Origin of the sequence: Arthrobacter mangrovi (assembly GCF_026011795.1) — a bacterium.
GTDB classification, from domain to species: domain Bacteria; phylum Actinomycetota; class Actinomycetes; order Actinomycetales; family Micrococcaceae; genus Crystallibacter; species Crystallibacter mangrovi.
Window position 1 is genome coordinate 1 of sequence record NZ_BRVS01000027.1, and the last position, 22,566, is coordinate 22,566.

22 protein-coding genes are annotated in these 22,566 nt (G+C 63.9%); 16 read left to right on the top strand and 6 right to left on the bottom strand.

Features of this window, described 5'->3' with window-relative positions:
- Nucleotides 1-326: 326 nt before the first annotated feature.
- Together AHIS1636_RS17760 and AHIS1636_RS17765 are read right to left on the bottom strand one after the other, a co-directional pair.
- The gene (locus AHIS1636_RS17760; RefSeq protein WP_264797180.1) at nt 327-2,180 is read right to left on the bottom strand and encodes a MarR family transcriptional regulator; all 1,854 of its coding nucleotides are present in this window, start codon (nt 2,178-2,180) and stop codon (nt 327-329) included.
- 195 nt (nt 2,181-2,375) lie between these two features.
- Nucleotides 2,376-2,666 (bottom strand): hypothetical protein, encoded by a 291-nt coding sequence (locus tag AHIS1636_RS17765; protein ID WP_264797181.1) that lies wholly within the window; start codon nt 2,664-2,666, stop codon nt 2,376-2,378.
- Nucleotides 2,667-3,097: 431 nt separating this feature from the next.
- Here AHIS1636_RS17765 and AHIS1636_RS17770 point away from each other — a divergent pair, with 431 nt between their 5' ends.
- Genes AHIS1636_RS17770 through AHIS1636_RS17785 form a run of 4 tightly spaced genes read left to right on the top strand, consistent with a single transcriptional unit; the run spans nt 3,098 to nt 5,495 of the window.
- Nucleotides 3,098-3,538: a M78 family metallopeptidase domain-containing protein gene (locus tag AHIS1636_RS17770; RefSeq protein WP_264797182.1), complete on the top strand. Its 441-nt coding sequence runs from the start codon at nt 3,098-3,100 to the stop codon at nt 3,536-3,538.
- Nucleotides 3,535-4,530 (top strand): hypothetical protein, encoded by a 996-nt coding sequence (locus AHIS1636_RS17775; RefSeq protein ID WP_264797183.1) that lies wholly within the window; start codon nt 3,535-3,537, stop codon nt 4,528-4,530. The genes AHIS1636_RS17770 and AHIS1636_RS17775 overlap by 4 nt, the downstream gene beginning before the upstream one ends.
- A 37-nt stretch (nt 4,531-4,567) precedes the next feature.
- Entirely contained in the window at nt 4,568-5,077 is a 510-nt protein-coding gene (locus AHIS1636_RS17780) for a phosphatase PAP2 family protein (RefSeq protein ID WP_264797184.1), read from the top strand.
- Entirely contained in the window at nt 5,064-5,495 is a 432-nt protein-coding gene (locus AHIS1636_RS17785) for a hypothetical protein (protein ID WP_264797185.1), read from the top strand. The genes AHIS1636_RS17780 and AHIS1636_RS17785 overlap by 14 nt, the downstream gene beginning before the upstream one ends.
- A gap of 155 nt (nt 5,496-5,650) precedes the next feature.
- Here AHIS1636_RS17785 and AHIS1636_RS17790 read toward each other — a convergent pair whose 3' ends face one another.
- A complete protein-coding gene (locus tag AHIS1636_RS17790) occupies nt 5,651-5,977 on the bottom strand; it encodes a helix-turn-helix domain-containing protein (RefSeq protein WP_264797186.1) in 327 nt (108 codons plus the stop codon).
- Between the two features lie 139 nt (nt 5,978-6,116).
- Between AHIS1636_RS17790 and AHIS1636_RS17795 the strand changes: the two genes are divergently transcribed.
- From AHIS1636_RS17795 to AHIS1636_RS17845, 11 genes are read left to right on the top strand one after another with little or no spacing between them, the layout of a single operon-like run.
- Complete coding sequence (locus tag AHIS1636_RS17795) at nt 6,117-7,178, top strand: CHAP domain-containing protein (RefSeq protein ID WP_264797187.1); 1,062 nt, start codon at nt 6,117-6,119, stop codon at nt 7,176-7,178.
- Nucleotides 7,175-7,687, top strand: a complete 513-nt coding sequence (locus AHIS1636_RS17800; RefSeq protein WP_264797188.1) for a hypothetical protein — start codon at nt 7,175-7,177, stop codon at nt 7,685-7,687. The genes AHIS1636_RS17795 and AHIS1636_RS17800 overlap by 4 nt, the downstream gene beginning before the upstream one ends.
- A gap of 42 nt (nt 7,688-7,729) precedes the next feature.
- Entirely contained in the window at nt 7,730-9,112 is a 1,383-nt protein-coding gene (locus AHIS1636_RS17805; protein ID WP_264797189.1) for an AAA family ATPase, read from the top strand.
- Between the two features lie 57 nt (nt 9,113-9,169).
- Nucleotides 9,170-9,781, top strand: coding sequence for a DUF6668 family protein (locus AHIS1636_RS17810; RefSeq protein ID WP_264797190.1), 612 nt, complete (start codon nt 9,170-9,172; stop codon nt 9,779-9,781).
- Between the two features lie 11 nt (nt 9,782-9,792).
- Nucleotides 9,793-10,062 (top strand): hypothetical protein, encoded by a 270-nt coding sequence (locus AHIS1636_RS17815; RefSeq protein ID WP_264797191.1) that lies wholly within the window; start codon nt 9,793-9,795, stop codon nt 10,060-10,062.
- Nucleotides 10,063-10,091: 29 nt separating this feature from the next.
- Nucleotides 10,092-10,844 (top strand): DUF8175 domain-containg protein, encoded by a 753-nt coding sequence (locus AHIS1636_RS17820; protein ID WP_264797192.1) that lies wholly within the window; start codon nt 10,092-10,094, stop codon nt 10,842-10,844.
- Nucleotide 10,845: 1 nt separating this feature from the next.
- Complete coding sequence (locus AHIS1636_RS17825; RefSeq protein WP_264797193.1) at nt 10,846-12,174, top strand: TrbL/VirB6 family protein; 1,329 nt, start codon at nt 10,846-10,848, stop codon at nt 12,172-12,174.
- Nucleotides 12,161-13,669, top strand: coding sequence for an SCO6880 family protein (locus AHIS1636_RS17830; protein WP_264797194.1), 1,509 nt, complete (start codon nt 12,161-12,163; stop codon nt 13,667-13,669). The genes AHIS1636_RS17825 and AHIS1636_RS17830 overlap by 14 nt, the downstream gene beginning before the upstream one ends.
- Complete coding sequence (locus AHIS1636_RS17835) at nt 13,669-15,270, top strand: helicase HerA domain-containing protein (protein ID WP_264797195.1); 1,602 nt, start codon at nt 13,669-13,671, stop codon at nt 15,268-15,270. The genes AHIS1636_RS17830 and AHIS1636_RS17835 overlap by 1 nt, the downstream gene beginning before the upstream one ends.
- Entirely contained in the window at nt 15,267-17,042 is a 1,776-nt protein-coding gene (locus tag AHIS1636_RS17840) for a type IV secretory system conjugative DNA transfer family protein (protein ID WP_264797196.1), read from the top strand. The genes AHIS1636_RS17835 and AHIS1636_RS17840 overlap by 4 nt, the downstream gene beginning before the upstream one ends.
- Before the next feature lie 9 nt (nt 17,043-17,051).
- Nucleotides 17,052-17,486, top strand: a complete 435-nt coding sequence (locus AHIS1636_RS17845; RefSeq protein WP_264797197.1) for a DUF4913 domain-containing protein — start codon at nt 17,052-17,054, stop codon at nt 17,484-17,486.
- Nucleotides 17,487-17,665: 179 nt separating this feature from the next.
- On the opposite strand, the gene AHIS1636_RS17850 is transcribed toward AHIS1636_RS17845, so the two are convergent.
- Nucleotides 17,666-19,027: an MFS transporter gene (locus tag AHIS1636_RS17850; protein ID WP_264797198.1), complete on the bottom strand. Its 1,362-nt coding sequence runs from the start codon at nt 19,025-19,027 to the stop codon at nt 17,666-17,668.
- Between the two features lie 43 nt (nt 19,028-19,070).
- The gene (locus AHIS1636_RS17855; protein WP_264797270.1) at nt 19,071-20,285 is read right to left on the bottom strand and encodes a M20 metallopeptidase family protein; all 1,215 of its coding nucleotides are present in this window, start codon (nt 20,283-20,285) and stop codon (nt 19,071-19,073) included.
- 146 nt (nt 20,286-20,431) lie between these two features.
- On the opposite strand from AHIS1636_RS17855, the gene AHIS1636_RS17860 reads away from it, so the two are divergent.
- Complete coding sequence (locus AHIS1636_RS17860) at nt 20,432-21,433, top strand: Lrp/AsnC family transcriptional regulator (protein ID WP_264797199.1); 1,002 nt, start codon at nt 20,432-20,434, stop codon at nt 21,431-21,433.
- Between the two features lie 89 nt (nt 21,434-21,522).
- Here the strand turns inward: AHIS1636_RS17860 and AHIS1636_RS17865 are convergent, their stop codons facing one another.
- Nucleotides 21,523-22,551, bottom strand: a complete 1,029-nt coding sequence (locus AHIS1636_RS17865; protein WP_264797200.1) for an Lrp/AsnC family transcriptional regulator — start codon at nt 22,549-22,551, stop codon at nt 21,523-21,525.
- Nucleotides 22,552-22,566 lie beyond the last annotated feature (15 nt).

A 22,566-nucleotide genomic window follows, 5' to 3' on the forward strand; every position in this document is an offset into this window, starting at 1 on the left:
GAGTCTGCAACTGCGGCCGCAGGATCCGGCAAGCAATTCCTGGTCCCGCCCCTGAAAGACAACCATCCCAAAGCAGCTCCTGTCACAGCACGAAGCGAACCCCGCCCTGTTGAACGCCACCGCGGGGGAGTGCGGCCGAAGCCGGCCGCCGCATCAGGCGACCCAACGCACCGCCTCACCCCGGCCCCCGCCGACTCTCAGCCACCAACCACAGACACAAACACCCAGGCTCCACCAGACCGGCACTCCATGTCGTCAAGCTGTTCAATTGAGGGCGCGGGAAGCGTCCAACTGATTGTCTCGCAACAGAATCATCGAGATCCGCATTAGGAAGCACGTGGATAAACAAATGCAGTGAGAGATGTAGTCTCATCCGGGGGACCGGAGTGGTCGAAGTACTCGTATTCATCCGTGACTTTAGCTAGCACTGCTTCACGGGCAAGGGAACGTCGAAGAAGCCACTGATGCCAGACGGATCGCTCGTGCGAATATCGCTTTAGCTGGGCTGCTACAGCCATCTGAACACCGAATCGCTCGGCTAAAAGCTCCAGACTCGTCTCGTGAACGATTCTCCAGCGACCGTCAATCCGCTGGATCATGTTCCAGGCCGCCATCAACTCCAATGCCTGTGTCACCGCTCTGGACGATAGCCCAGCAATCCTAGCGATTTCCGTACTGTTCAAAGGGAGATCGGCCTGTTCGATTGCTTCATAAGCGAAAGCTGCCACAGAGCCCAGCTCGCGGAAAACGGGGCGTAATGCATGAATCTTGCCTGGCCGCCACGATCTCTCTTCTGCCCTCTCCCTCAGGCAGTCCGGGATTACCAGTTCATACATGTCTGCATAAACTCCTCTCCCTTCCCTGGCAAGCCGAATCAATCTCACCTCTGCATCTGAAAGCTGTCGCAATAACTTCGCAACCGTTGTCTCGTGAACACCAACGGCTACGGCCAGAGATCGAACCCCGAATTCGATGAACCTGCTGCCAGTCTTAGCAGCTGCTTCTCCCATGGCACGAAGCAGTAGACGAATGCCCAGTCCGGCCCTTGACCCAACCCAGCTTTGTTCGAAAAGAGCTAAGGCGTTACGCCAGGAGAGTAGATATTCGTACTCCGCAGGAGATTTGGTTTGAGGGAGCAAACTTACATGCGGGGGGTGTGTATTGGGCGGGCTTGTGTAGCTTTTATGCCTAGTTTGATTCCCTCCGCTTCTGGCCTGTTGTTTTTTCTTCTGTTCTCGGACATAGGTCACGGCTACTTGCCAGTCTCGGCGTAGGGCCTTGCTGCGATTTGCTGGTGAGTACCGTGAGTAGAACGCAGTCATGCCGGCCCAGACGTTCTGGTGCATACGCTGTTGCACCTGCACGAGTGTCCATCCCGCTGCTGCGGCCGATGCCAAAACGCCTTGGCGAGCTTCTGAGGGGCTGTTGTATCGAGTGGGGTCGTAATTGCCGGTCCGTGCTGTTTGTTCTTTGCTCGTCGATAGTGGGCGGGGCCCTGCCGCCAGCGGTAGTGCTTCGCTGTCTTCTATAAGTTCGAGCGGTCGCAGCCGGCGTTGCCGGATGAGCGCCAGCTCCGGTTCGAGGCCTTTGTAGAGCTTCGCCCAGGCAGTCCAATTGTTGCGTTGTGCGCGGGCAATCTCGTAGGCAACGTTGAGGCTCATAGTGAGCCTTTGGTATCCACCCTTTTTCCAGACGCTGCCAGGCACGCGAATTGCGCCAGTGCTTGCATTCTCATGAGGTCCTGGGTCGAGGCTGGTGTGGCGTTTTGCTAGGGCCTGCACAAATTCCTTGGCCTCAGTGAACGCGACGCCGAAGTTGAGAGGGATGTATAGATGACGACCACCGCTCGGGGATTGGTCTTCGATCCATCTCACTTCGTTGGCGGAGAACCACGTCCGTAGGTTGAGGTAGTCGTTATTGACCTTGTCTGTGCCCCCGCCCTTGATGTCGAGGTCTAGGCAGATCGTACGAACGAGCCCATCCCTACCGCAGGTCCTTACTGCGGCAGGGAAGGACGGCAGCGAATCGGTGAGGTCACGTTCTCCGCTGTCGCGGTATGTCTTGCCGCCGTCTTTGGATAAACGGACGCGCGGCTGCGACGCGATCAGCGGAGCTAGGGCGCGCCATTCGGCTTGAGCCTGTTCTCTTTCCGATGAGTAGAGGGTGTTTCCGTTCGACACGCCATGAGGGTGCGTTTCGAAGGCATCACGCTCTGTAAAAAGGTGTGCGTGTATGATGGAATCAACTCCATATGGAGAAGGGCATGAAAATACCCGGTATCTGTATGAAGCTCTTCGTTGAGGAGACTTGGCGGAATCGCAACGATGAGCTTGGATAACTTCATAGGAAGGCCCGCAACCGCGGGCCTTCCTCGTTTAACTGGCTCGGCTGATAGGCAAAGCCTCCTGACCGTACAGCGAGTCGAGATCAATGGTCATCAGGTGTTCGTGCATGACACGTGCAACGTAATCGCTGACCGTGCTTCCTTCCGCTTCCGCGACGCTTCGGAGTTTGTCGGCGTCAGGTACTGGCATGCGGGCTCCAATGAGGTGGCGTTCACCCTTGCTGCGGCGCCCGCCACGACGATTTCCTGAAATAGCCATGTCGTAATTCAAACGGTTACTGTAACCGATTGAGGTGAAGCTGTTCGGCGTGTCGGAAAACACCGGGTTGATCCTTCAAATTAGGCGCAACGCCAGCGCTGAACTCAGTTGCAGGGGTGCGCTGACTACTCGATGGAGGCAGTGCCAGGTCAGCTTTTGCTGTGGGGGAGCCGAGCAGCAGCACATGTCCATAGCAGCCATGCTCTAGTGACAGAGTCTCGTGGTCGTAAATTGAAGCCGTAAGAAGGTCTGCCGGTCGTGCTGGAACGCCCTCGATTCGACGCATGTTTCCTTCCTCGTGCTAAACAGGTCAGTGAGTTGCTCGATGAACGGGCCCTGCTGTTTCGGCTTTCAGGCGCGGGTACCGCTCAATAGGTAGTGTACTCACACATGCGTGAATCATGTGTGAAAGTTCGTGTAGTGGAGATGTAATGCGAAGAAGTAGGGATGGAGCCCCAGAGGCACGCCTCCCACGTCGAGTGCCTCAGGCCGCTGTGAATCAGCTTCAACTAGCGGGCCACGTAACCTTCGAGCGGCTCCTTGAAGCAGTGGAAATCGCGCATGGCAAACCTATTACTATTCGGATCGTCCCCGAGTCCGTCATTCCTGGCCTTTCCGGACTTTGGCTCGAAACGGATCTAAAATCCCACATCCTCGTTCCACAAGATCACTCGGAACTGCACCGGCTGCACGTGATCTGCCACGAGTTCGGCCATATCCTGCTGCAGCATGACGGGTGCGACGGCCTCGCTGCTTCCATGCCCTCAGTCTTCAATCATCTGGGGCAGAGGAAAGGCATCAAGCGGATGCTTGCCCGATCCCCACAATGGAATGGTGTGGAAAAGGCCGCCGAGGAAGTCGCTTACCTGCTTTCTGGGTTGGTGCTGGTCAGGCCAACTGCACCGACCAGTGACTTCGAAAAGGTCTTTGGATGAGCCTGCTGCAGATATTGCCTGCTCTCATCCTTTGGACGGTGGTGATTATCCGGATCGTTGGGCTGAGGTTCGGGTGGAAGCCGGGCATTCTCACTGCGATGCTTCCCGTATCGATCGGCACGACACTGAATATTGATCCGATGTACCTAGCCGTTGACGCCCTATTGGGCGGGCGAAATATTCTGAACCTGGTCGTCCACATCGTGTTGGGGCTTGGCATGACCGAGCTTAGCCGCCTGATCGTTGGTGCAACGGGAGCGTCAAACGCCCGCTGGCTTCTCCTGGTACTGGCGGGACTCGCGCTATCGATTCTCCAGACAGTCCTGCTGCTCGCTTCGGAAACACCCGGATCTGCAACTAACTTCACGGACGTTTTCGCGGGTATCCCAACTATCGGTTGGTATCAGAGCCTCTTCTTCGCCTGGATCGGGCTAATCACGGGTTACACCGGCATCGAATGCCTACGCCGGGACAGGACAGGCGAAACCGTGTCCTTTCGCGTCGGGTTCGACATCACTGCCGTCTCTTGCCTTATCGGAGTTCTGGCAGTCGGGGTCAAGCTGCTTCTGGTGGCACAGGAGGCAACTGGGATAGACAGCTACGTCTCGAATACTGTTTACGTGGGTTACCGGGCGCTGGTCGCGCTGACCCTGGTTGGCTTCGCTGTGGGCTTTGCGCTTCCTGCGTACCAGCGCATTCGACTGCAGTCGGCCGAGCACACGCGAATACGGAGCGCTCTTAGGAGGCTTCGACCCATTGTCAGCCGGCTCGTTGAAACGGATGCGGGTCAACGGGCCCGGGAAGGAGCGGCGCTCAGTCTGCGACCGCGGGCCTGTAGGAACCAGCTGTACCGATGGGTGATCTTTATTGACGACATACGGGTTCAAAGTCCGGAACTTCTGTCAGCCGAAGAAATCGAGTTAGTAGACAACATTGAGGCAAGAATTGCACGCTCAGGTCCGGTTAGCGCCAAAGTTCAGACTGGCAGCTAGTTTCTCGAAAGCGTTCGCCCCCGCGGTTGTTCTGCTGGTGGTCATTGTCCTGGCTGGAGTGAAGGCCGGCCTCGGTCCCTTGGGCGTCCTTGCGCTTGCCGTCGGCACCATCGTCATCCCTGGATTCACCTACAAGAAATACGCTCTGATCTCTACGCTGCTGGGTTTACCCGGAACATGGCGAACTAGAGTGGTTACAATACTGACAGTTGTTGGGGTAGTTGCTTGTGCCTTGCTGAACGTCCCGGCCCCTGTTCCTGCAACAGTCATAGGACTAGTTGCAGGCAACGCGGGGTTGGCTTTGGCACGACGCTGGATGAACGCCTCGGCCCATGTATCAGTTATAATCTTCGCGGCCCTCTGGGGAACGGCAGTATTCGGCCCGGCCCTTGGTTGGCTGTTGGTACTATCGCCGATGATGATGGCGAGCCGAACCGCCCTGAAGGAACACACATGGGGCGAAGCCTTAGCCGGCGCCCTTATCGGAACAGTCACCTTCGGCTGTTTCGTCGGAGCTACAAATTGGAGCTGGCTTGAGCGATTTTGATCTGTCGCCGGAGCGGACCGCGGGGATCCGCCGAGCAGAAACGCTCGCACGGAAGATCAGTCTTCTGCTGGACGTGATCATGTCGGAAAGCGGTAAGCCCTTTGACTACCCGGCTATCCGTGATGGGGCTCAGAAGGCCGGCTACTATCTTTCGCGGACCAGATGGTCGCTGCTGAAGGCGGGCAAAGAGCAGGTGGTCCCGGACGAAGCGCTGCGCGCAATAGCCTCTGTCTTCGACGTGGACCCAGAATATCTTCTTCAGGACGGCGGCAAATTGCCTGAACGAGTAGAAGCTGAACTCGAGCTGCTGCGCAGTATGAGGCGAGCGGAAGTGCGAAACTTCGCGGCCCGCGCCCTGGGTCCGGTCGATCCGGAAGCGCTGAAGGCGATCACCAGAATTTTGGACGAGGAAAGCTGAGCCGTCAGGCAACCCTACGATTCATTCGAGCGAGACGTATTAACGCTTCCTTCTGAGGGGTGTTCACGCATGTGTGACACATGCGTGATAAGCTCGGCGCGATGCACCCGGACGCTCGTAAAGACCCATCCAGTGAGTGCCCCCTAGGGCGCACTTCATTCACCCAACAAAAACCTCATGTATATGAGTCCCTGCTCGCGCAGCTTGGCGAGGTCAATGAAGTAAAGAACGCGCTGTCCGCTGCGTTCACCGACCTCACCGCCCGCGGAGACGACCCCTTCAGCTTCAAGAGTCTTGATATGGGTGTAGACCTGCCGATAGTCGACCCCGATTCGCCTTGCGATATTTCCCGTGGTGTCACCGTCCGGGTGCCGGGCCAGGTCACGGATAACCGCCGCCCTCAGGGTGTTCGCATTGAAAACACTCAAAGCGTTTCCAACCTCATTGGGCAGTCCGGAAATCGGCTTGTAGATGCGCGGCACTCCATAATTCTCGCCCACCTGTGCGAGTCGCTGAACTTACATCATCGTTTAGGTGATGTTAGCATCACTTTAAAAGTGATGCTTGCCTTATCCTTTCCACTGCTTAGAAGGGGGATCGGTCGTGAAACCGACAGGTCTCGTGACCGGGGCGGTCGCTTCGGCGCCCGTGTTGTCTATTGGGCTGATCTTCGCGTTAATGCAGCAGCCGGCCGGGTCCGAGCCCGCGTCGGCCGTATGTGCAGCGGCCGTTTCAGCGGCAGTCGACGGCAATACCGCGGTTGAGGGGTACTCGGCAGAGCAGCTGAAGAATGCTGCAGCCATCATCAATGCCGGCGAGAGGCTGGACCTGCCGGCTAGAGGGCAGATGATCAGCGTGATGGTGGCCTTGGGTGAGTCCGGCCTGAGGGTACTAGACCATGGCGATGGTCCAGGCCCGGATTCCCGGGGATTGTTCCAGCAGCGGGACAACGGCGCCTGGGGCTCATACGAGGACCGTATGGACCCGGCCGTTAGCGCCACCAACTTCATCAGGGCCCTTCAGAGAGTCGACGGCTGGGAGTTGCTGGAGCCCACCCTCGCGGCCAACCGGGTGCAGCGTAACGCCGACCCGTATCACTATGAGAAGTTCTGGCCGGCCTCGGTCAAAATCGTCGAGGCCATCTCGGACGAGGACATCTCCCTTGAGGGCAGCGGCTGTGGCGTTATCGGCAGCGCGGGGGTCGGGGATGACCTGCCGTGGAAGGACGCGCCGACCTGGCGTCAGGTTGGCGTCAACGACGCGAGCACGTCCCCGCTCGGCTTGTACAACCGGGAGTGCGTCGACTTCGCCCTCTGGCGGGTGAACCAGCAGCTGGGCAGTACCAGCGCGCCGTTCAGGCTCCACAACAGCACCTTCCGCCCCGATGGAAAGAATCTGGGATCGGCGCTGACCTGGAAAGACGGCTGGAACGCCAAGGGCTGGCCCACGGGCAGCACGCCGCGTGCCGGCGCGATCGTCTGGTATGCCCCCGGCACCGGCGGTGCCGATCCGACGTTCGGGCACGTGGCCGTGGTCAAGGAAGTCAGGGACGACGGCACCTTCATCGAGGAGGGCTACAACGGCAATCCTGCCCCGAACAATCACACCTACTACACCCGCACGGTCAACAATGCGGCCCCCAACGCATTCCTATACCTGCCCGCTCAGGAGGAGAAAAAGTGAAAAAGCACCTGCCCCTCATCGCGGTGGCCCTGCTCTGCGCTGCGTGTGCACCGGCAGTCGACACCACCCCGGCACCGGCAGGACCACCCGGCACCACGCCGTCCGCGCCCGTCTCGCTCAGCGCCGGGAGCGGCCCGCAGGCCCCCGGCGGCACAGCTCCGGCCACCACCGGCATCAGCTGGAATCAGGCCAGCAAGGAGAAGGCTGTCGACGTCGCGGAGAAGGCCATGGCCGACTACGCCCGCCCTGCCGTGGAAGACAACCAGTGGGCCAATGATCTTGCCCGCTGGCTAACCCCGCGGGCGACCGCCGACTACTCAACCGTCGACCCGGCCAACATCCCGGCGACCCGCATCACCGGCACCGCCACACTGACCGTCGACGAAACCAACGGCTACGGCGTCACCGCGAAGGTCCCCACCAACGCCGGCACCTACACCCTGCAGCTGCTCCGCACGGGCCGAGATGCCCCGTGGCAGGTCAATCGTTTCACTTCACCAACGCCCTAAGCACCGCCCCTGTCCACCTCACCCACGTAAAGGAAAAAGTTCATGGGTACGACACCAACCGAAGTCCTGGCCTTTCCCAACATCAGGGCCATCGTCCGCGACAACGGAACCGCCGAGGTGGTCGTTGCCGGAAACTCCCGCGTCGTTCCTGCCGGGGAATCTATCCAGGACCTCCGCAACAACGCGCTGGCCCTCGTCGTGAAAGAGGCTCAGACCCTGCAGCGCCCCGTCAGGGTCCGGATCGAGGATCCCGAAGGGCACGGTGAACTGATCGTGCACCCGGACCAGACGATTGAATCCGTCACCTACGAGACCCGCCCAGCCCGCCGAACGACGGAAACTTCCGAAACCGCGCCCGGGAAGGCGGAGACGAAGTCCGTCGGCACGGTTCCGGCCCCGGAACCAGAAACGGCGCCCACAGAACCCGCCGCTGTTTCCTCCGATCCCGGCAAGGTGGACGACGGGCCTGGGTCGCCGAACCCCGTGTCGCCCGGGCCGACGACACGCCGCGCACTCAGGGACGCGGGAAGCTTCCTTGCCGCACCCAGCACGGTTGAACCGGCCACCCAGGGCATCCGGGGAATGCTCAACACCATGGGTTTCTCGCTGGCACCGTCCGCGGATGAGCTGCGTGAACGCGAGGATATCCGTCTGGCCTCCAAGCACTTCGCCGGCACCCGCACCATCGCCGTGGTCAATCAGAAGGGCGGATCGAACAAGACACCTACCGTCGCCGATCTGGCGGCCGTGTTCGGCCGCAACGGCGGCAGCGTCGTGGCCTGGGACAACAACCCGACCACGGGAACCCTGGGCTGGCGCACGGAACAGGGCGACCACACCAGAAGCGCCTTGGATGTCATCGCTGCGGCCGATGCTCTGCTCTCGCCCACGGCCCGGTCCGCAGATATCAACGCCTTCGTTCACCATCAGAGCACCGATAAGTACGACGTGCTGCGCTCCGACTCGGACGTGGATGGCACCCACGAAGTCACCGCTGAAGAAGTGGACATCCTTCACCGGGTCGTCTCCAAGTACTATCGCCTCATCCTGATGGATTCAGGCAACAACCACCGCAGCGCCGAGTGGAACCGCATGATCGACCACGCCGACCAGCTGGTCGTTCCCACCACCAACGAAGAAGACCGCGTAGAGGCCGCCCTCCTGACCCTGCAGGGCCTGGACCTGAAAAGCGAACGCTCGGCCTCACTCGCTACCAACGCCGTCGTCATCGTCTCCGAACGGCAAAAAGGCGAGGCCCGGCTCTCGCAGGAAACAGCGGACAAGTTCCGTCCCTACGTCCGTGATGTCGTCGTAGTGCCCTTCGATGCCGCGCTGAAGTCCGGTCAAATCCGCTTCGGTGCCCTCCAGCCGGCAACGCGCAGGGCGTGGCTACGGGCGGCAGCTGCCGTGGCGCGCGGCCTCTAACCGTGACTGAAACCGCCCGGACATTCGCTACCGGCCACTGAACGAAAGGAGGAGAACATGCAACAGTCCCTGAACCCCTGGGTTACCAGCCCTCCCCGGCCGGAAAACGCATCAGGAGAAGCACCGGATACGCACATGCCGCCTGCGGCCGTGATCAATGCGCCGCTGCGGGGCATGATCGAACCGGACGCAGCCGACCGCCTGGCCCGCCGCAGCATGACCGGTACGGCCGCCCTGTGGATCACCGGGGTCCACGGGGGAGCCGGAGAAAGCAGAATCGCCGGCCTCCTCGACGGCGCACGGGCCACCGGGCGCTGCTGGCCCGTCCTCCAGGACGGCAGCAAACCCCGGGTGCTGCTGGTCTGCCGGGCCGACATGCGCGGCCTCACGGCCGCCCGGAGCGCACTGACCCAGTGGGCGTCAGGCGCCGCACCGGAAATCGACCTGCTCGGCCTCGCCGTGCTGGCAGACGCGCCCGGGAAGACGCCCAAAGCTCTCCGCGACTTCGCCGCCATCGTCGGCGGGGGAGCGCCCCGCCTCTGGACCCTGCCCTGGGTAGAGGCCTGGCGCCACGGCGACACCACGCCGCCAACGGCGCGCGACTACCAGCGCTTCATCACTGACATAGCCGCTCTGGCTACCGACAACACGCCACGCACCACTCACTGAAAGGTCTCGCCATGAACTCCCTCTCCGTACCTGCGGCAAACGTCATCCCCAACCCCACCCCGACCGTCCCGGAACAGGCCGGCGGCCTGCTGACCATCCTGGACTGGGCCTCCGGTATCGGCCTGGTCCTGGGCGTCCTGGGCGTGATCATCGTCGGCATCAAACTCGTCATCTCGCTCCAGCGCGGCGAGGGCGGCCAGACCCTCGCCACGCTCGGCTGGGTCCTGATGGGCTGCATCATCATCACCGGATCCGCCGGTATCGTCCGGGCCTTCGTCTAAAAGCCAGCACCAGCAACGGGAGGTTCACCATGGACCAGTCACCAGAGAACACCACCGACAGCAATCCGTTCACCAAACCCGGTTTCATCATTGCCGCCGCGCTGGTGCTCGCGCTGATCGCGGGGGCCATTGTCATCTTCCTGCTCCCCAAAGGACAGCCAAACGCACAACCGGCCCCGGTAGCCAACAACGGTTCGACCGCAGCCAGCCCCACGACCTCGGCGGAGGCAGGCGGCAGCGTCTGCGGACTTCCCGCCTCATCCGAAACGGCTCTGGGCGCAGCACCGGAATCCAAGTGGGAGCTGGTGGGCCGCATGGCCACCCCGACCGATCCGGAAACCTTCGGACCCGGTACCACTGACAAAGACGGATTCCGCTCGTGCTTTTCCCAGTCACCCACAGGAGCCCTCTACGCAGCGGCCAACCTCCTGGCAATGGGCTCATCGGGCGACCGCGCCATCAATCAGAAGCTGACGGATAAGCTCTTGCTGCCCGGGCCCGGCAGGGAAATCGCCAAAGAAGATGCGCAATCCATGCCGGTGACGACTACACCGAACTCAACGGTGCAATTCCGGGGCTTTGTGATCAAGAGCTACTCCCGGTCAGCTGCCAACGTTGATATCGCTTTTCAGACCGACCAAGGCGTTTTGGGACACACGGTCCTTCCCCTGAAGTGGACAGAAGGCGACTGGAAGCTGGCAATTGCTGACTCCGGCCGCTTGGTCAACGAAATAACCCAAATCCGCGACCTCAGCGGCTTCATCCCCTGGTCAGGTGCATGACATGGCCGAGAAGTGTTTGCCGCTGGATGCCGGCTGCGCACTGGGGAACTGGGCTCTAGGGCTAGCTGATGACGCGCTGACCAACATGGCGAAAGCGATCATCGAGGGCATGAGCCAGATGGTGACAACACTGTCAACCTTCTGGGTATCCATGCCCACGGTGAACCTGGCCAGCGAGGACGGCACCACGCCAAGTCCCGTCGTTTCTACAGTCAACAGTGAACTGATGCCGTGGACGCTGGCGTTGGCGGTCCTCGCCGTCATCCTCGGCGGCATCCGGATGATCTGGGAACAGCGCGGGGCACCGCTGAAGGATCTGCTCCGTTCGCTGCTCACGCTCACCCTGGTTTCCGGACTTGGCCTGGGCGTCATCTCGATCCTGGTGGTCGCGGCGGATGCTTTTTCGACCGCCATCATGGAGCGTTCCACGGATGGCCGGGGATTCGCAGAGTCGATGAGCCTGCTCGTGATGGCCAACCAAACCGAGACCGCAGTGTTCATCCTCATCGTCCTGGGCTTGATCGGGTTGATCGCTTCCCTTGTCCAGATCGTGCTGCTGGTGGTGCGCAGCGGCATGCTGGTGATCCTGGCCGGCATCCTGCCCACCACAGCTGCGTTCACGAACACCGAGATGGGCCGGCAGTGGTTCCAGAAGGCTGTCGGCTGGACCATCGCTTTCATCCTTTACAAGCCGGCGGCAGCGATCGTGTACTCGGTCGCCTTCCTCCTCATGGGAAAGAACAACGGGCAGACTGCCTTGATCGGCTCGATCACGGGTTTCACGCTGATGATCGTTGCCCTTCTGGCGTTGCCGGCGCTGATGCGGTTCGTCACGCCGATGGTCGGTGCGGTCGCTTCGGGCAGCGGAGCGGCAGCCGGAGCCGCCGTTGGTGCGCTGGCTACGGGAGCTGTCTCCCTGGGCCGCAGCGGCAGCGGCAGGGGCAACGCCGCCCCGACCCCCGCGAGCACCACCAGTCCGCCCGCCACGCAGAGCACTCCTGCGGGCGACTTGCCAAAGGGCAGTGACGGAACACCCGGCCCTCAGGGCGGGGGAGGGCAGCCCACCCCCGGCGCTACAGGCCCGGGCGGACCCGCCGGTGCTGCCGCCACAGGCCAAGCGGGCACGGCAGGAGCCGGGTCCGCAGCCGACGCTGCAGGCCCGGCGACCCGAGCACCAGCAGCGACCGGATCACCGGCAGCGACCGGAGCAGCAGCGGGTCCGGCCGGCACGGCTGTAGCTGTTGGAGCACAGGCCGTGTCCATGACCGCACAGGCCGTCGAGAAGACCGCGCAGGATTCAACCGGGGAGGGCCCCAGTGGCAGCAATTAACACCGAATACAAGGAACCGTCCTACGGAAACTGGCGCGTACCGCGCTCGGCAGGTCTGGCGAACCTTGGCACTATCGGCACCGCCATTGTCATGGTCGGGCTGTTGCTGGGGATCGTCAGCTTCGCGATCTGGGGCCTTTTCGTTGGCCTGGGTGTTCTGGCCGCGGCCGGAGCGAGTGCCCTGCTGCTGACCGTCAAAGACAAGCACGGCCAGTCCGTGGTCGACCGCGTCGGCACCCGCCTGGCGTTCAGGCTCTCGAAGAACTCCGGGACCAACCTCTACCGCTCCGGGCCGCTGGGCGTGACCCCGTGGGGCATGTACCAGCTGCCCGGCCTGGCCGCGCAGTCGACCCTCTACGAGTTCACCGACTCGTACAACCGCCCCTTCGCGCTGCTGCATGTGCCCGCCACCGGCCACTTCACCGTGATCTTCTCCACCGAACCCGACGGCGCCTCGCTGGTGGACCCGGAACAGGTCGACTCGTGGGTCGCGAACTGGGGCGGCTGGCTTGCCGGGCTGGCCGATGAGGCCGGGCTGGACGCCGCGGCGGTCACGGTGGAAACCGCCCCGGACTCCGGGTACCGGCTGCGCAACGAAGTGGACATGAACATCGACGAGAACGCGCCGGAGTTCGCGAAGGCGATTCTGCGCGAGGTCGTGCACACCTATCCGGAAGGATCGGCCACGGTCCGGGCCTGGGTTTCCCTGACGTTCAACGCCTGTTTGCGGGCCGGGTCGAAGAAACGCGAGCCGGAAGACGTTGCCCGTGACCTCGCCTCCCGGATCCCGGGACTCTCGGCCCGGCTGCAGTCCACCGGTGCCGGCATCGCCCGCCCGATGCCGGCGCAGGAACTCTGCGAGGTCGTGCGGGTCGCCTATGATCCGCCCGCCGCTTTGATCATTGATGAAGCCCACGCCGCCGGTTCCCCGGTCTCCCTGAGCTGGGGCGAGGTCGGCCCCACCGCGACACAGGCGAACTGGGACGACTACCGGCATGACAGCGGATTCTCGGCTTCCTGGACCATGACCGGGGCGCCGCGCGGTTCGGTGAACTCCTCGGTCCTGTCCCGGCTGCTGGCCCCACACGGGGACATTGACCGGAAGCGCATTTCGCTGCTCTACCGCCCGATGGACTCCGCCCGCGCCGCCGCCGTGGTGGAGCGGGACCAGAACAACGCGAACGTGCGCATCACCTCCGGGACCCGGCCCAGTGCCCGGGCCCTGGTCGATGCCCGCTCCGCCGTGCAGACCGCGTCGGAGGAAGCCCGGGGCGCCGGGCTGGTGAACTTCGGCATGATCGTTACCGCCACCGTGACTGATAAGGAACGCCTGGCGGGCGCGGTGGCGGCCATTGAGCAGACCTCCGGTACCGCCCGAGTGCTGCTGCGCCGCGCCTACGGCGCGCAGGACACCGCATTCGCTGCCTCCCTGCCCCTGGGGCTGGTCCTGCCCGCGCACAGCATGCTGCCGACCGGGATTAAGGATGCCCTGTAATGGCCCGCGCGAAACTCTTTGCCTGGAAGACCGCCGTGCCCGTCAAGGCGACAGCTAAGCGGAAGCCTGTGAAGCAGCCGGGCGGGGCCCGTCCCGGTACCCGTGGCTGGACGGGCCGGGGCGGGGGCATGGCCCGGCTCGTCCCGTCGGTGACGGAGTATCGGGGAACGACGGTCCAGGTCTGCGGGCTATGGCCATTTTCCTCGGGCGCGTCCTCGCCCATGATCGGCGTTCCGCTGGGCCGACATGAAGAAACCCAGGCAACGGTCTGCTGTGACCCGATCGGCTGGTTCCAGCGTGCGCGTCTGATCTCCAACCCTTCGGCCTTTATCCTCGGCAAACCCGGGCTGGGCAAGTCCACGCTGGTCCGCCGCATGTTTCTGGGCCTGTCCGCGCAAGGGATCCACCCTCTGGTCCTCGGGGACCTGAAGGGTGAGCACGTCAAAGCCGTCCAGGCTCTCGGCGGGCAGGTAATCAGGCTCGGCCGCGGTGCCGGGTACCTGAACATCCTCGACCCGGGCCAGGCCGTCGAGGCCGCCGGTCTCCTCGAGGACCACGGGCACTTTGAGGCTGCCGCCCGGGTGAGGGCCGACGCGCACGGCCGCCGGCTGAACATGGTCGTCTCTCTGATCACGATCAGCCGGAACAACCCGCCCACCGATCAGGAACAGACCATTCTGGACCGGGCGCTGCGGGTCCTCGATGACCGGTTCGACGGCATCCCGGTGCTCAAGGACCTGCTGGACGTGATTGTCTCCGCCCCGGACGAGCTGCGCCAGGTCGCGCTCGACCGCGGTGACATGAAGGTCTACCTGCGCGAGACCCGGGCGCTGGAGGCAACACTGCTGGGCCTGACCGGGGGAGGGAAGCTGGGCGAAATCTTCTCCCGGCAGACCAGCAACCCGATGCGGCGGGACCGCGCCGTGGTCTTCGACGTCTCCAGCATCGACGAGACCGAGACCGACCTGCAGGCCGCCGTGCTGCTCGCGTGCTGGTCGTACGGATTCGGAACGGTGAACGTCGCGAACGCCCTCGCGGACGCCGGCCTGGAACCGCGCCGGAACTACTTCGTGGTCCTGGACGAGCTGTGGAGGGCGCTGCGCTCCGGCAAGGGCATGGTCGACCGGGTGGACGCGCTGACCCGACTGAACCGCTCCGTCGGCGTCGGACAGATCATGATTTCCCACACCATGTCCGACTTGCTGGCACTGCCCGCAGAAGAGGACCGCATGAAAGCCAAAGGTTTCGTCGAACGCTCCGGCATGGTGATCTGCGGCGGCCTCCCGGCCTCGGAGATGCCCCTGCTGACCGCCGCCATTCCCCTCTCCCTCCAGGAGCAGCAGAAGCTCATCTCCTGGCAGGACCCGCCCGCCTGGGACTCCCGCGGCATCGACGTCGACCCGCCGGGCCGGGGCAAGTTCCTGATCAAGGTCGGCGGCCGCCCGGGCATCCCCGTGCAGATCGGCCTGACCTCCATCGAGAAGAACGACGGCCTGAACGACACCAACACCCGCTGGCACAAAGAGCGAACAGAGAGGCCCACGGAACCTCCCCTGGGACCGGTGGCTGTCCGTTTGCCCGGCGAAGGAGGACGTGCGTGAGTGCTCCGAACCGGAAAGGAATGGGCCTCGGGGATGCCCTGCTGGTCTGGCTGGCCATCGCCTTCATCATCGTGTTCAGCGGCGGCACCTACGCGGCAGCCCATCTTGGCGCCCGGTTGGCCGGCATTCAGGCTCCGCCTGCCCACCCGATTGATCTGCTGGCCGGACTGGCCAAGGGCCGCGTGCCCTGGCCAGCCCAATCCACACTCGCCGCTTTGCTCATGGCCGGCCTGGTCCTGGTGCTGGCCGTCGTCGTGCTGGCGGCCTGGCTGAAGGGCGCGTCCAAGCGTGCCCGCGTGGATAAGGCGGCCCGCTACCTCGGCCGGGGGAAGTCACTGGCCGCCTTCTCCGAGAAAGGCGCCACAGCCAAAGCCGAACGGCTGGGGGTGAAGGACAACCCCGGCATCGTCGTGGGCAAGGTGGTCTCCACGGGCCAGAAATTCTTTCAGTCCTGGGAAGACCTCAGCCTCGATATCTGGGGGCCACGAACAGGTAAGTCGACCTCCCGAGTGATGCCCGCGATCCTGGACGCCCCCGGGGCCGTGGTGTCGACGTCGAACAAACGCGACGTCGTGGACGGCACCCGCAGCGTCCGCGCCGAAACCGCACCGGTGTGGGTGTTCGATCCGCAGAAGATCGCCCAGGAAGAACCGGACTGGTGGTGGAACCCCCTGTCCTACGTCACCGACGAAGAGAAGGCGTACAAGCTCACCCAGCACTTCTCGGTCGGCTCACGGGTGCCCGGGTCCAAGCCGGACGCCTACTTCGACCCGAAGGCCGAAGACATCCTCTCCTCCTACTTCCTCGCGGCCGCGCTCGGCGGGCTGCCCATTACCCAGGTGTATCTGTGGGTCACCGAACAGGTCAGCCGCCAACCGATCGAGATCCTCAAAACACACGGGTACGAGCTGCAGTACAAGGGCCTGGAGTCCACGCTGAAGCTGGCAGACAAACAGCGCGACGGCATCTTCGGCACCGCCGAGAAAATGATCCAGTGCCTCAAAAGCCGCAACACCCTGCGCTGGGTCGCCCCCGAACCCGGGACCACCGTAACGAGTGACCGCCGCCGGCAGTTCAACCCCCATGACTTCGCTGGCTCGAGGGAAACGATCTACATCCTCTCCAAGGAAGGCGCCCGCTCCGCCGCCCCCTTGACGACTGCACTAACGGTGGCGATCGCCGAAGCCATGGAGGAACGCGCCGAACGCCGCGGCGGCCGGCTGGATGTTCCAGCATTGTTCGCGCTGGATGAGCTGGCCAACGTGGTCCGCTGGGCCGGCCTGCCCGACCAGTTCAGCCACTACGGCTCCAAGGGCCTGATCGTCATGGGCATCCTGCAATCCTGGTCCCAGGGCGTCGAACTCTGGGGCGAGGCGAACATGCGCAAAATCTGGTCCGCCGCGAACATCAAGGTCTACGGCGGGGGAGTGGCAGAAGACGGCTTCCTCCGCGCACTCTCAGACCTGATCGGAGACTACAGCTACACCAACATCTCCATCTCCTCAGGCAAATCCGGGCGCAGCCGCTCCCGCCAGGAAGCCAAGGAACGCATCCTCGATGTCTCCAACCTCGCCGAACTCGACCGCGGCCGCGCCATCGTCCTCGCCTCCGGAGCCCCCGCCACCCTCGTCCGCACGCTGCCCTGGTACACCGGCCCACACAAGGAAGCCGTCGAAGCGTCCATCAAAACCAACAGCCTACGGCGCCAAGAAGACTTCGTGCCGGTGTCGGCGGGCGGAGCTGCTGCCACTAATCCATGGGTCAGCAGGTAGGAGGACACGATGTCAGTTGAAATCGGACTGTTCGCGGACACGGGAGACGACAGTGCCGGCGCGCCGGAGGCGGTAACCGCCGGGCCGGCAGAAGCGCTTCAGCTGGTGTTCGGTTCGGCGGAGGAGTTCCTGCACGAGCAGCTGCTGCCCACTTACGTCCGCGATGTCGACGACAGGAGTGCCAAATGGTGCATGGAATGGTACTTCCACCCCGAAGCCGTCTCCCGCGTCGAAGCCCTCTGGCGGGCCTGGGAACACCTCCGCCTCGACGGCGCCACCGGCATCAGCATCTGGTGGCGCGACCACGCCGACCACCACATGCGCATCCTCCTCGACCCCCAAGGCCCCTTCTACAACTGCGACAGAACGGCACACCGCGACCCCGAACACCTCGAACCAAAACTCGCACCCGACGGATGGTTCCCGGACGTTCGGGTGCAGTGATAGCCTCGCATCCTATAGCTCCCACCCGTCCAACCCGTACTGGTCATATGCGCCGTTATCGGATTCGTTTTGAGGGAGCTGTCTAGAGTTTCGAATAATCGGAGCGCGGGCGGTCAGTGGATTACCAGGTTGATAATGGTTCCGGATCGCAAGGCCGTAGCGACCATCGGTAGTGCAGTCTACCGGTTGCTGAGGTCGACTCCCCGTCCTTCGCGCAGCGAGAGCACTGTTGCGGCGCCGACGAGCAATAGGGCGATCGTGTACAGTGCGAATGCGGTGGGCCCGGCGTCGCCGAACCAGACGCCGAATCCGGCTTGCAGGTAGGCCGCGGTGCCGCCGAACGCCGCGACGCAGAGCGCGTACGGGATGGCCACACCGATGGTGCGGACTGCGGTGGGGAAGAGCTCCGCATACACCGCCGGCATGATCGAGGCGGATCCGGCGATGAAGACCAGCATGGCAGACATAGCCAGACCCAGCTGCAGGGCCGAGTCCCGGACGAACCAGGTGGCGGGGAAGAAGAGTAGCGCGCTGCCAATGCCGCTGATGAGCAGGACCGGTTTGCGGCCGATCCGGTCCGAGAGCCGGCCCCAGAGCGGCAGGGCCACGATGAACACCAGGTTGGCGGCCACACCGGCCCAGAGCGCCTCCGCCGCGTCGACCTTCAGCACGTTGATCGCGTAGGCCGGGGTGGAGACGCCCCAGACGTAATAGGCGACGGTCAGCCCGACCGTGAGGCCGATGACCTGTAGGGCCTGGCGCCAGTGCCGGGCCAGATCGGCGAACAGGCCACCGCGGGCCGTGGCGGGATAGCCGGAGACGACGGCATCATGGGCGGCCGCCTCCGATTTGAAGAGTTCGGACTCTTCCATCCGGGAGCGCATGACCAGGGCGACCAGCCCGAAGACCGCGCCGAGGAGGAAGGGGATGCGCCAGCCGTAGGCGGCCATGGCGGATTCCGGCATGACGCTGGAGAGGACCGCGCCCAGCAGGGTGCCGAACAGGATGCCGGCCGTACCCGAGGCGTAGATCAGCGATGCCCAGTAGCCGCGGCGGGACGCGGGAGCCATTTCCGACAGGTAAGTCTGGGCGCTCGGCAGCTCGCCGCCGTGCGCGAGGCCCTGGATGAGCCGTGCGATGAGCAGCATTAGCGACGCGCCCGCGCCGATCGAGTCGTAGGTGGGGGTAAGGCCGATCGCCAGAGAGCCGAGCGAGGCCAGGCCGACGCAGAGCGTCAGCGATGCCTTCCGGCCGACCTTGTCGCCGATCCAGCCGAAGATGAAACCGCCGAGCGGTCGGGCCACGAAGCCGACGGCGAAGATCGCGAGCGTGGCGAGGAAGGCGCTGGAGGGGTCCTGTTTGCTAAACAGCTGGGAAGCGATGAAGGAAGCGAAGGTGGCATAGATGGCCCAGTCATACCATTCGACGGCGTTGCCGGCACCGGTGCCGATCAGCGTCTTGATGATTTTCGACCGGGGCGGGCGGATCTCGGGGACGGACGCGTCGGCCTGCTTGGCGATGTGGGGGCGGGGGAAAGGCATCAAAATCTCCTGGGAAGGGGGAGCGGCTGAGGGGAAGTCGTGGTCAGGCGGACGCGAGTCGTTCGAGCGCCAGTCGCGCGTAAAGCGCGGTGCCGTCGGCCAGCACGGCGTCGTCGAAGACGGCGAACGGCGAGTGGTTGTAGGCGGCCTCGGTCGAGTCGGTGCCTTCCGGCACGGCGGAGAGGAACAGGAACGCCCCCGGCACCTCGGCCAGGACGCGGGAGAAGTCTTCCGAGCCGGCCAGCGGATTGGCCAGCTCCCGGTAGCGCTGGGGGCCGAAAAGTTCGTCGACGGCGTGCCGCGCGAATGCGGACTCGGATCCGTCGTTGAGGGTCAGCGGATACTCTTCGATGTAGTCGACCGTGGCCTCCAGTCCGTGGCCTTCGGCGATGGCGCCCAGCAGCCGCGGGATCGAGGCTTTCAGCCGAGCCTTGGCCTGTGGGGAGAAGGAACGGATGGTCGCTTCGAAGCGGGCCGTCTCGGGGATGACGTTGCGCTTGGTGCCCGCCTGTAGCATGCCGACGGAAATCACTACCGGGTCGAACACATCGAATTGCCGGGTGACCATGGACTGCAGCGCCATGACCATTTCCGCGGCGACCGTGACCGGGTCCTTGGCGGCGAAGGGCGCCGAACCGTGTCCGCCTGCCCCGTGTACGGTCACGACCAGCCCGTCCGAAGAGCTCATCACGGCGCCCGGTCGGGAGAGGAACGCCCCGCTCTCGCCGAGCGCGCTCATGACGTGCAGCGCGTAGGCGGCATCCGGTCGGGTCCCGGCGGCGTCGAGGACGCCTTCGCGGATCATGACCTCGGCTCCGTCGAAGCCTTCTTCGCCGGGCTGGAACATCAGGACCACGTCGCCGCGCAGCTGGTCCCGCCGGGACGAGAGCAGGGTCGCCGCACCGACAAGCATCGCGGTGTGCAGGTCGTGGCCGCACCCGTGCATGGCCCCGGGGATCTCGGAGGCGTAGTCCAGGCCCGTTTTCTCCTGTACCGGAAGGGCGTCCATATCACCGCGCAGCAACACTACCGGGCGCTGCGTTCCGCTGGCTGGTGTTCCCGCCGTTCCTCGCAGCACTGCCGTGACGGAGGTGGTGTCCGTGCCCGTGGAGATCTCGTAGCCCAGACCGTCGAGGGCCGTCAGTACTTTCTCCTGGGTGCGTGGAAGATTTAGGCCGATCTCCGGCTCGCGGTGCAGGCGGTGGCGCAGGTCGGTGATATCGCCGGCCAGGGCCGCGGCGTCTTCACGCAGGGTGATAGTCAGGTCGGCGGAGGAAGCGGGCAAAGCCAAAACGGCCCCTTTCGCTGGAAAGCAGATCCCTTGAGTGTGACGTGCCCTCGCTCACTTGGTCCCATTAAGCTGAGAAAATTGCATCACGCGGCCACTAAACCGAAGGATCCTGCATGGAGCTTCCCGCTGAGGACCTCGAACTGATCCATGCCCTCCAACTCGCTCCCCGCGCTACCTGGGCCCAGCTCGGCTCGGTGCTGGGCCGGCACCCCGCCACCTTGGCCGCCCGGTGGGAGCGGCTGCGCTCGGACGGACAGGCTTGGGTCACCTGCCATATCGGAACCGCCGAAGGCCAGGGGTGCGTCACCTTCGTCGGCATCCAATGCCGCCCCGGGCATCGGACGAAGGTACTGGAACGCTTATGCGCAGTCCCCGAGATCGGAACCATCGAGGAGGCGGCCCGGGCGTGGGATTTGCGTCTGACCGTCCTGACGCGCAGTTGGGAGCAGGTGGCCAGGGACGTGCTGCCCCTGGTGCGCACCGATCCGGACATTCTGCGCAGCCAGGTGACGCTGGCGACCAGGCTTTACTCTGCCGGGAACAACTGGCGCCTGGATGTCCTGTCCCCCGAGCAGCAGCGCCGCATTGCTGCCTTGCATCCCGGCGTGGTGCGCCCTCCCGGGGCCACACCTCCGACACTGCCCCAACTGATGACTGTGCTGGCCGGGAACGGGCGGGCGTCGGCAACCGAGATCGCAGCTGCAACCGGTACCCATGCGACGACGGTGGCCCGGCATCTGCGCCAGGCCCTGGAGACCGGCCTGGTGGCAATGCGCTGCGAACTCGCCCAGTATTACTCGGGCTACCCGATCGGGTGCCAGTGGTACGTGCGCGTTCCGCCCTCGCAACTGGAGGCTGCGGTCAGCTATCTGCAGTCCCACCGAACCCTGCGGCTGTGCGCCGCGACCACAGGAGATGCCAACCTGACGTTCTATCTGTGGCTTCGTACCCCTGGCGCCATCGCCGATGTGGAAACCGGGCTCCAACAGGCGGCGCCAGGAGTGCAGGTCATCGAGTCCGATGTCGGGGTGCGTACCCACAAGCGCACAGGATGGATGCTGAACGAGGACTCCACCGCCACCGGCGAAGTGGTCGTCGGCACCACTGCCGACTAAGGGTAACTCCACCGGAACGATTCCAGCTTGTGGGTGAAAAAACTTAACGTGTAGTGTGCGGACTTCCGTCGGCGTGCCGCGTGGCGGTTCTAGTAAGCCATGGGAATCACTTCGGCGAAGGTGCCGTCCTCGTTCAGCCGTGCCCCGTTGTATTTGAAGGTCCGCAGTACGATACGGCGGTCGTCGATGGACAGGCCGGGGACGGCATCGAGCAGTTGCTGTTCCACTGCCGGGAGGTCCATGGGGTTGTTGAGCCACACAACGATATGGATGTTATTGGCCCCCGTCACAGTCGACATCATGCGCAGCGCGGCGACCTTCTCAAAGAGCGTTCCATTGATTCGGGCGATGTCAGGCAGCGCCATGGTTCCCCACAAGATGGCGCTGATACTGCGACCGGAGCCGCGGCGCGCGACGTCGCACCGGACGTTGATGTACCCCCCGCTGATTAGCCGGTTCACCCGTCGTGCGGCGGAAAGGGGGGCGATGCCGGTTCCCGCGGCGAGTTCGCGGTAGCTGGATCTCCCGTCTATGCTCAGGAGGCGCAGCAGCGTTCGGGTGGTCTGGTCCAGCTGGACGGTGCCGCCTGCAGACTCAGTGGACTTGCGGTGCAGCGCGGCCAGGGCGCGGGCCTGGGCCGGCGGTAGCGCACGAAAATTCCAACTGCTGGCCTCGGCGACCTGACTGGTCACCGTGCGGACTGAGTAATGCATGACCCCCGGGATCTCGCCGAGGGTGCCCAGCAGGAAGCCGGCAAGGCTGTGACCTGCGGCGGCGACGGTGAGCAGAAGGTGTCCGGCGCCTGCGATGAACTGGATGGACATCAGCCGCTCGTCGGGGATCAGGCGGTCCGCCACCTCTTTAACGCGCTGGTTTTCGCAGGTGAGTTCCACGAAGGCGACGTCGATGGCGCGCATGAGCATGCTGCTGGGCGCTATCGACATCCGCGCCAGCCCCTGCCCGACAAGACGTGCCCAGCGCCGCGACAGCGTGGTCGGATGGGCGTGCAGGACCTCGGCCAGCTCGGCCCAGGAGGCGCGAGGGGCGAGCTGCAGGGCGTTTGCCAGCTCAATGTCCCGTTCGGAGAGATAGCCCTGTTCGTGCGTTTGATCGGTCATACAAAAATTATCGTG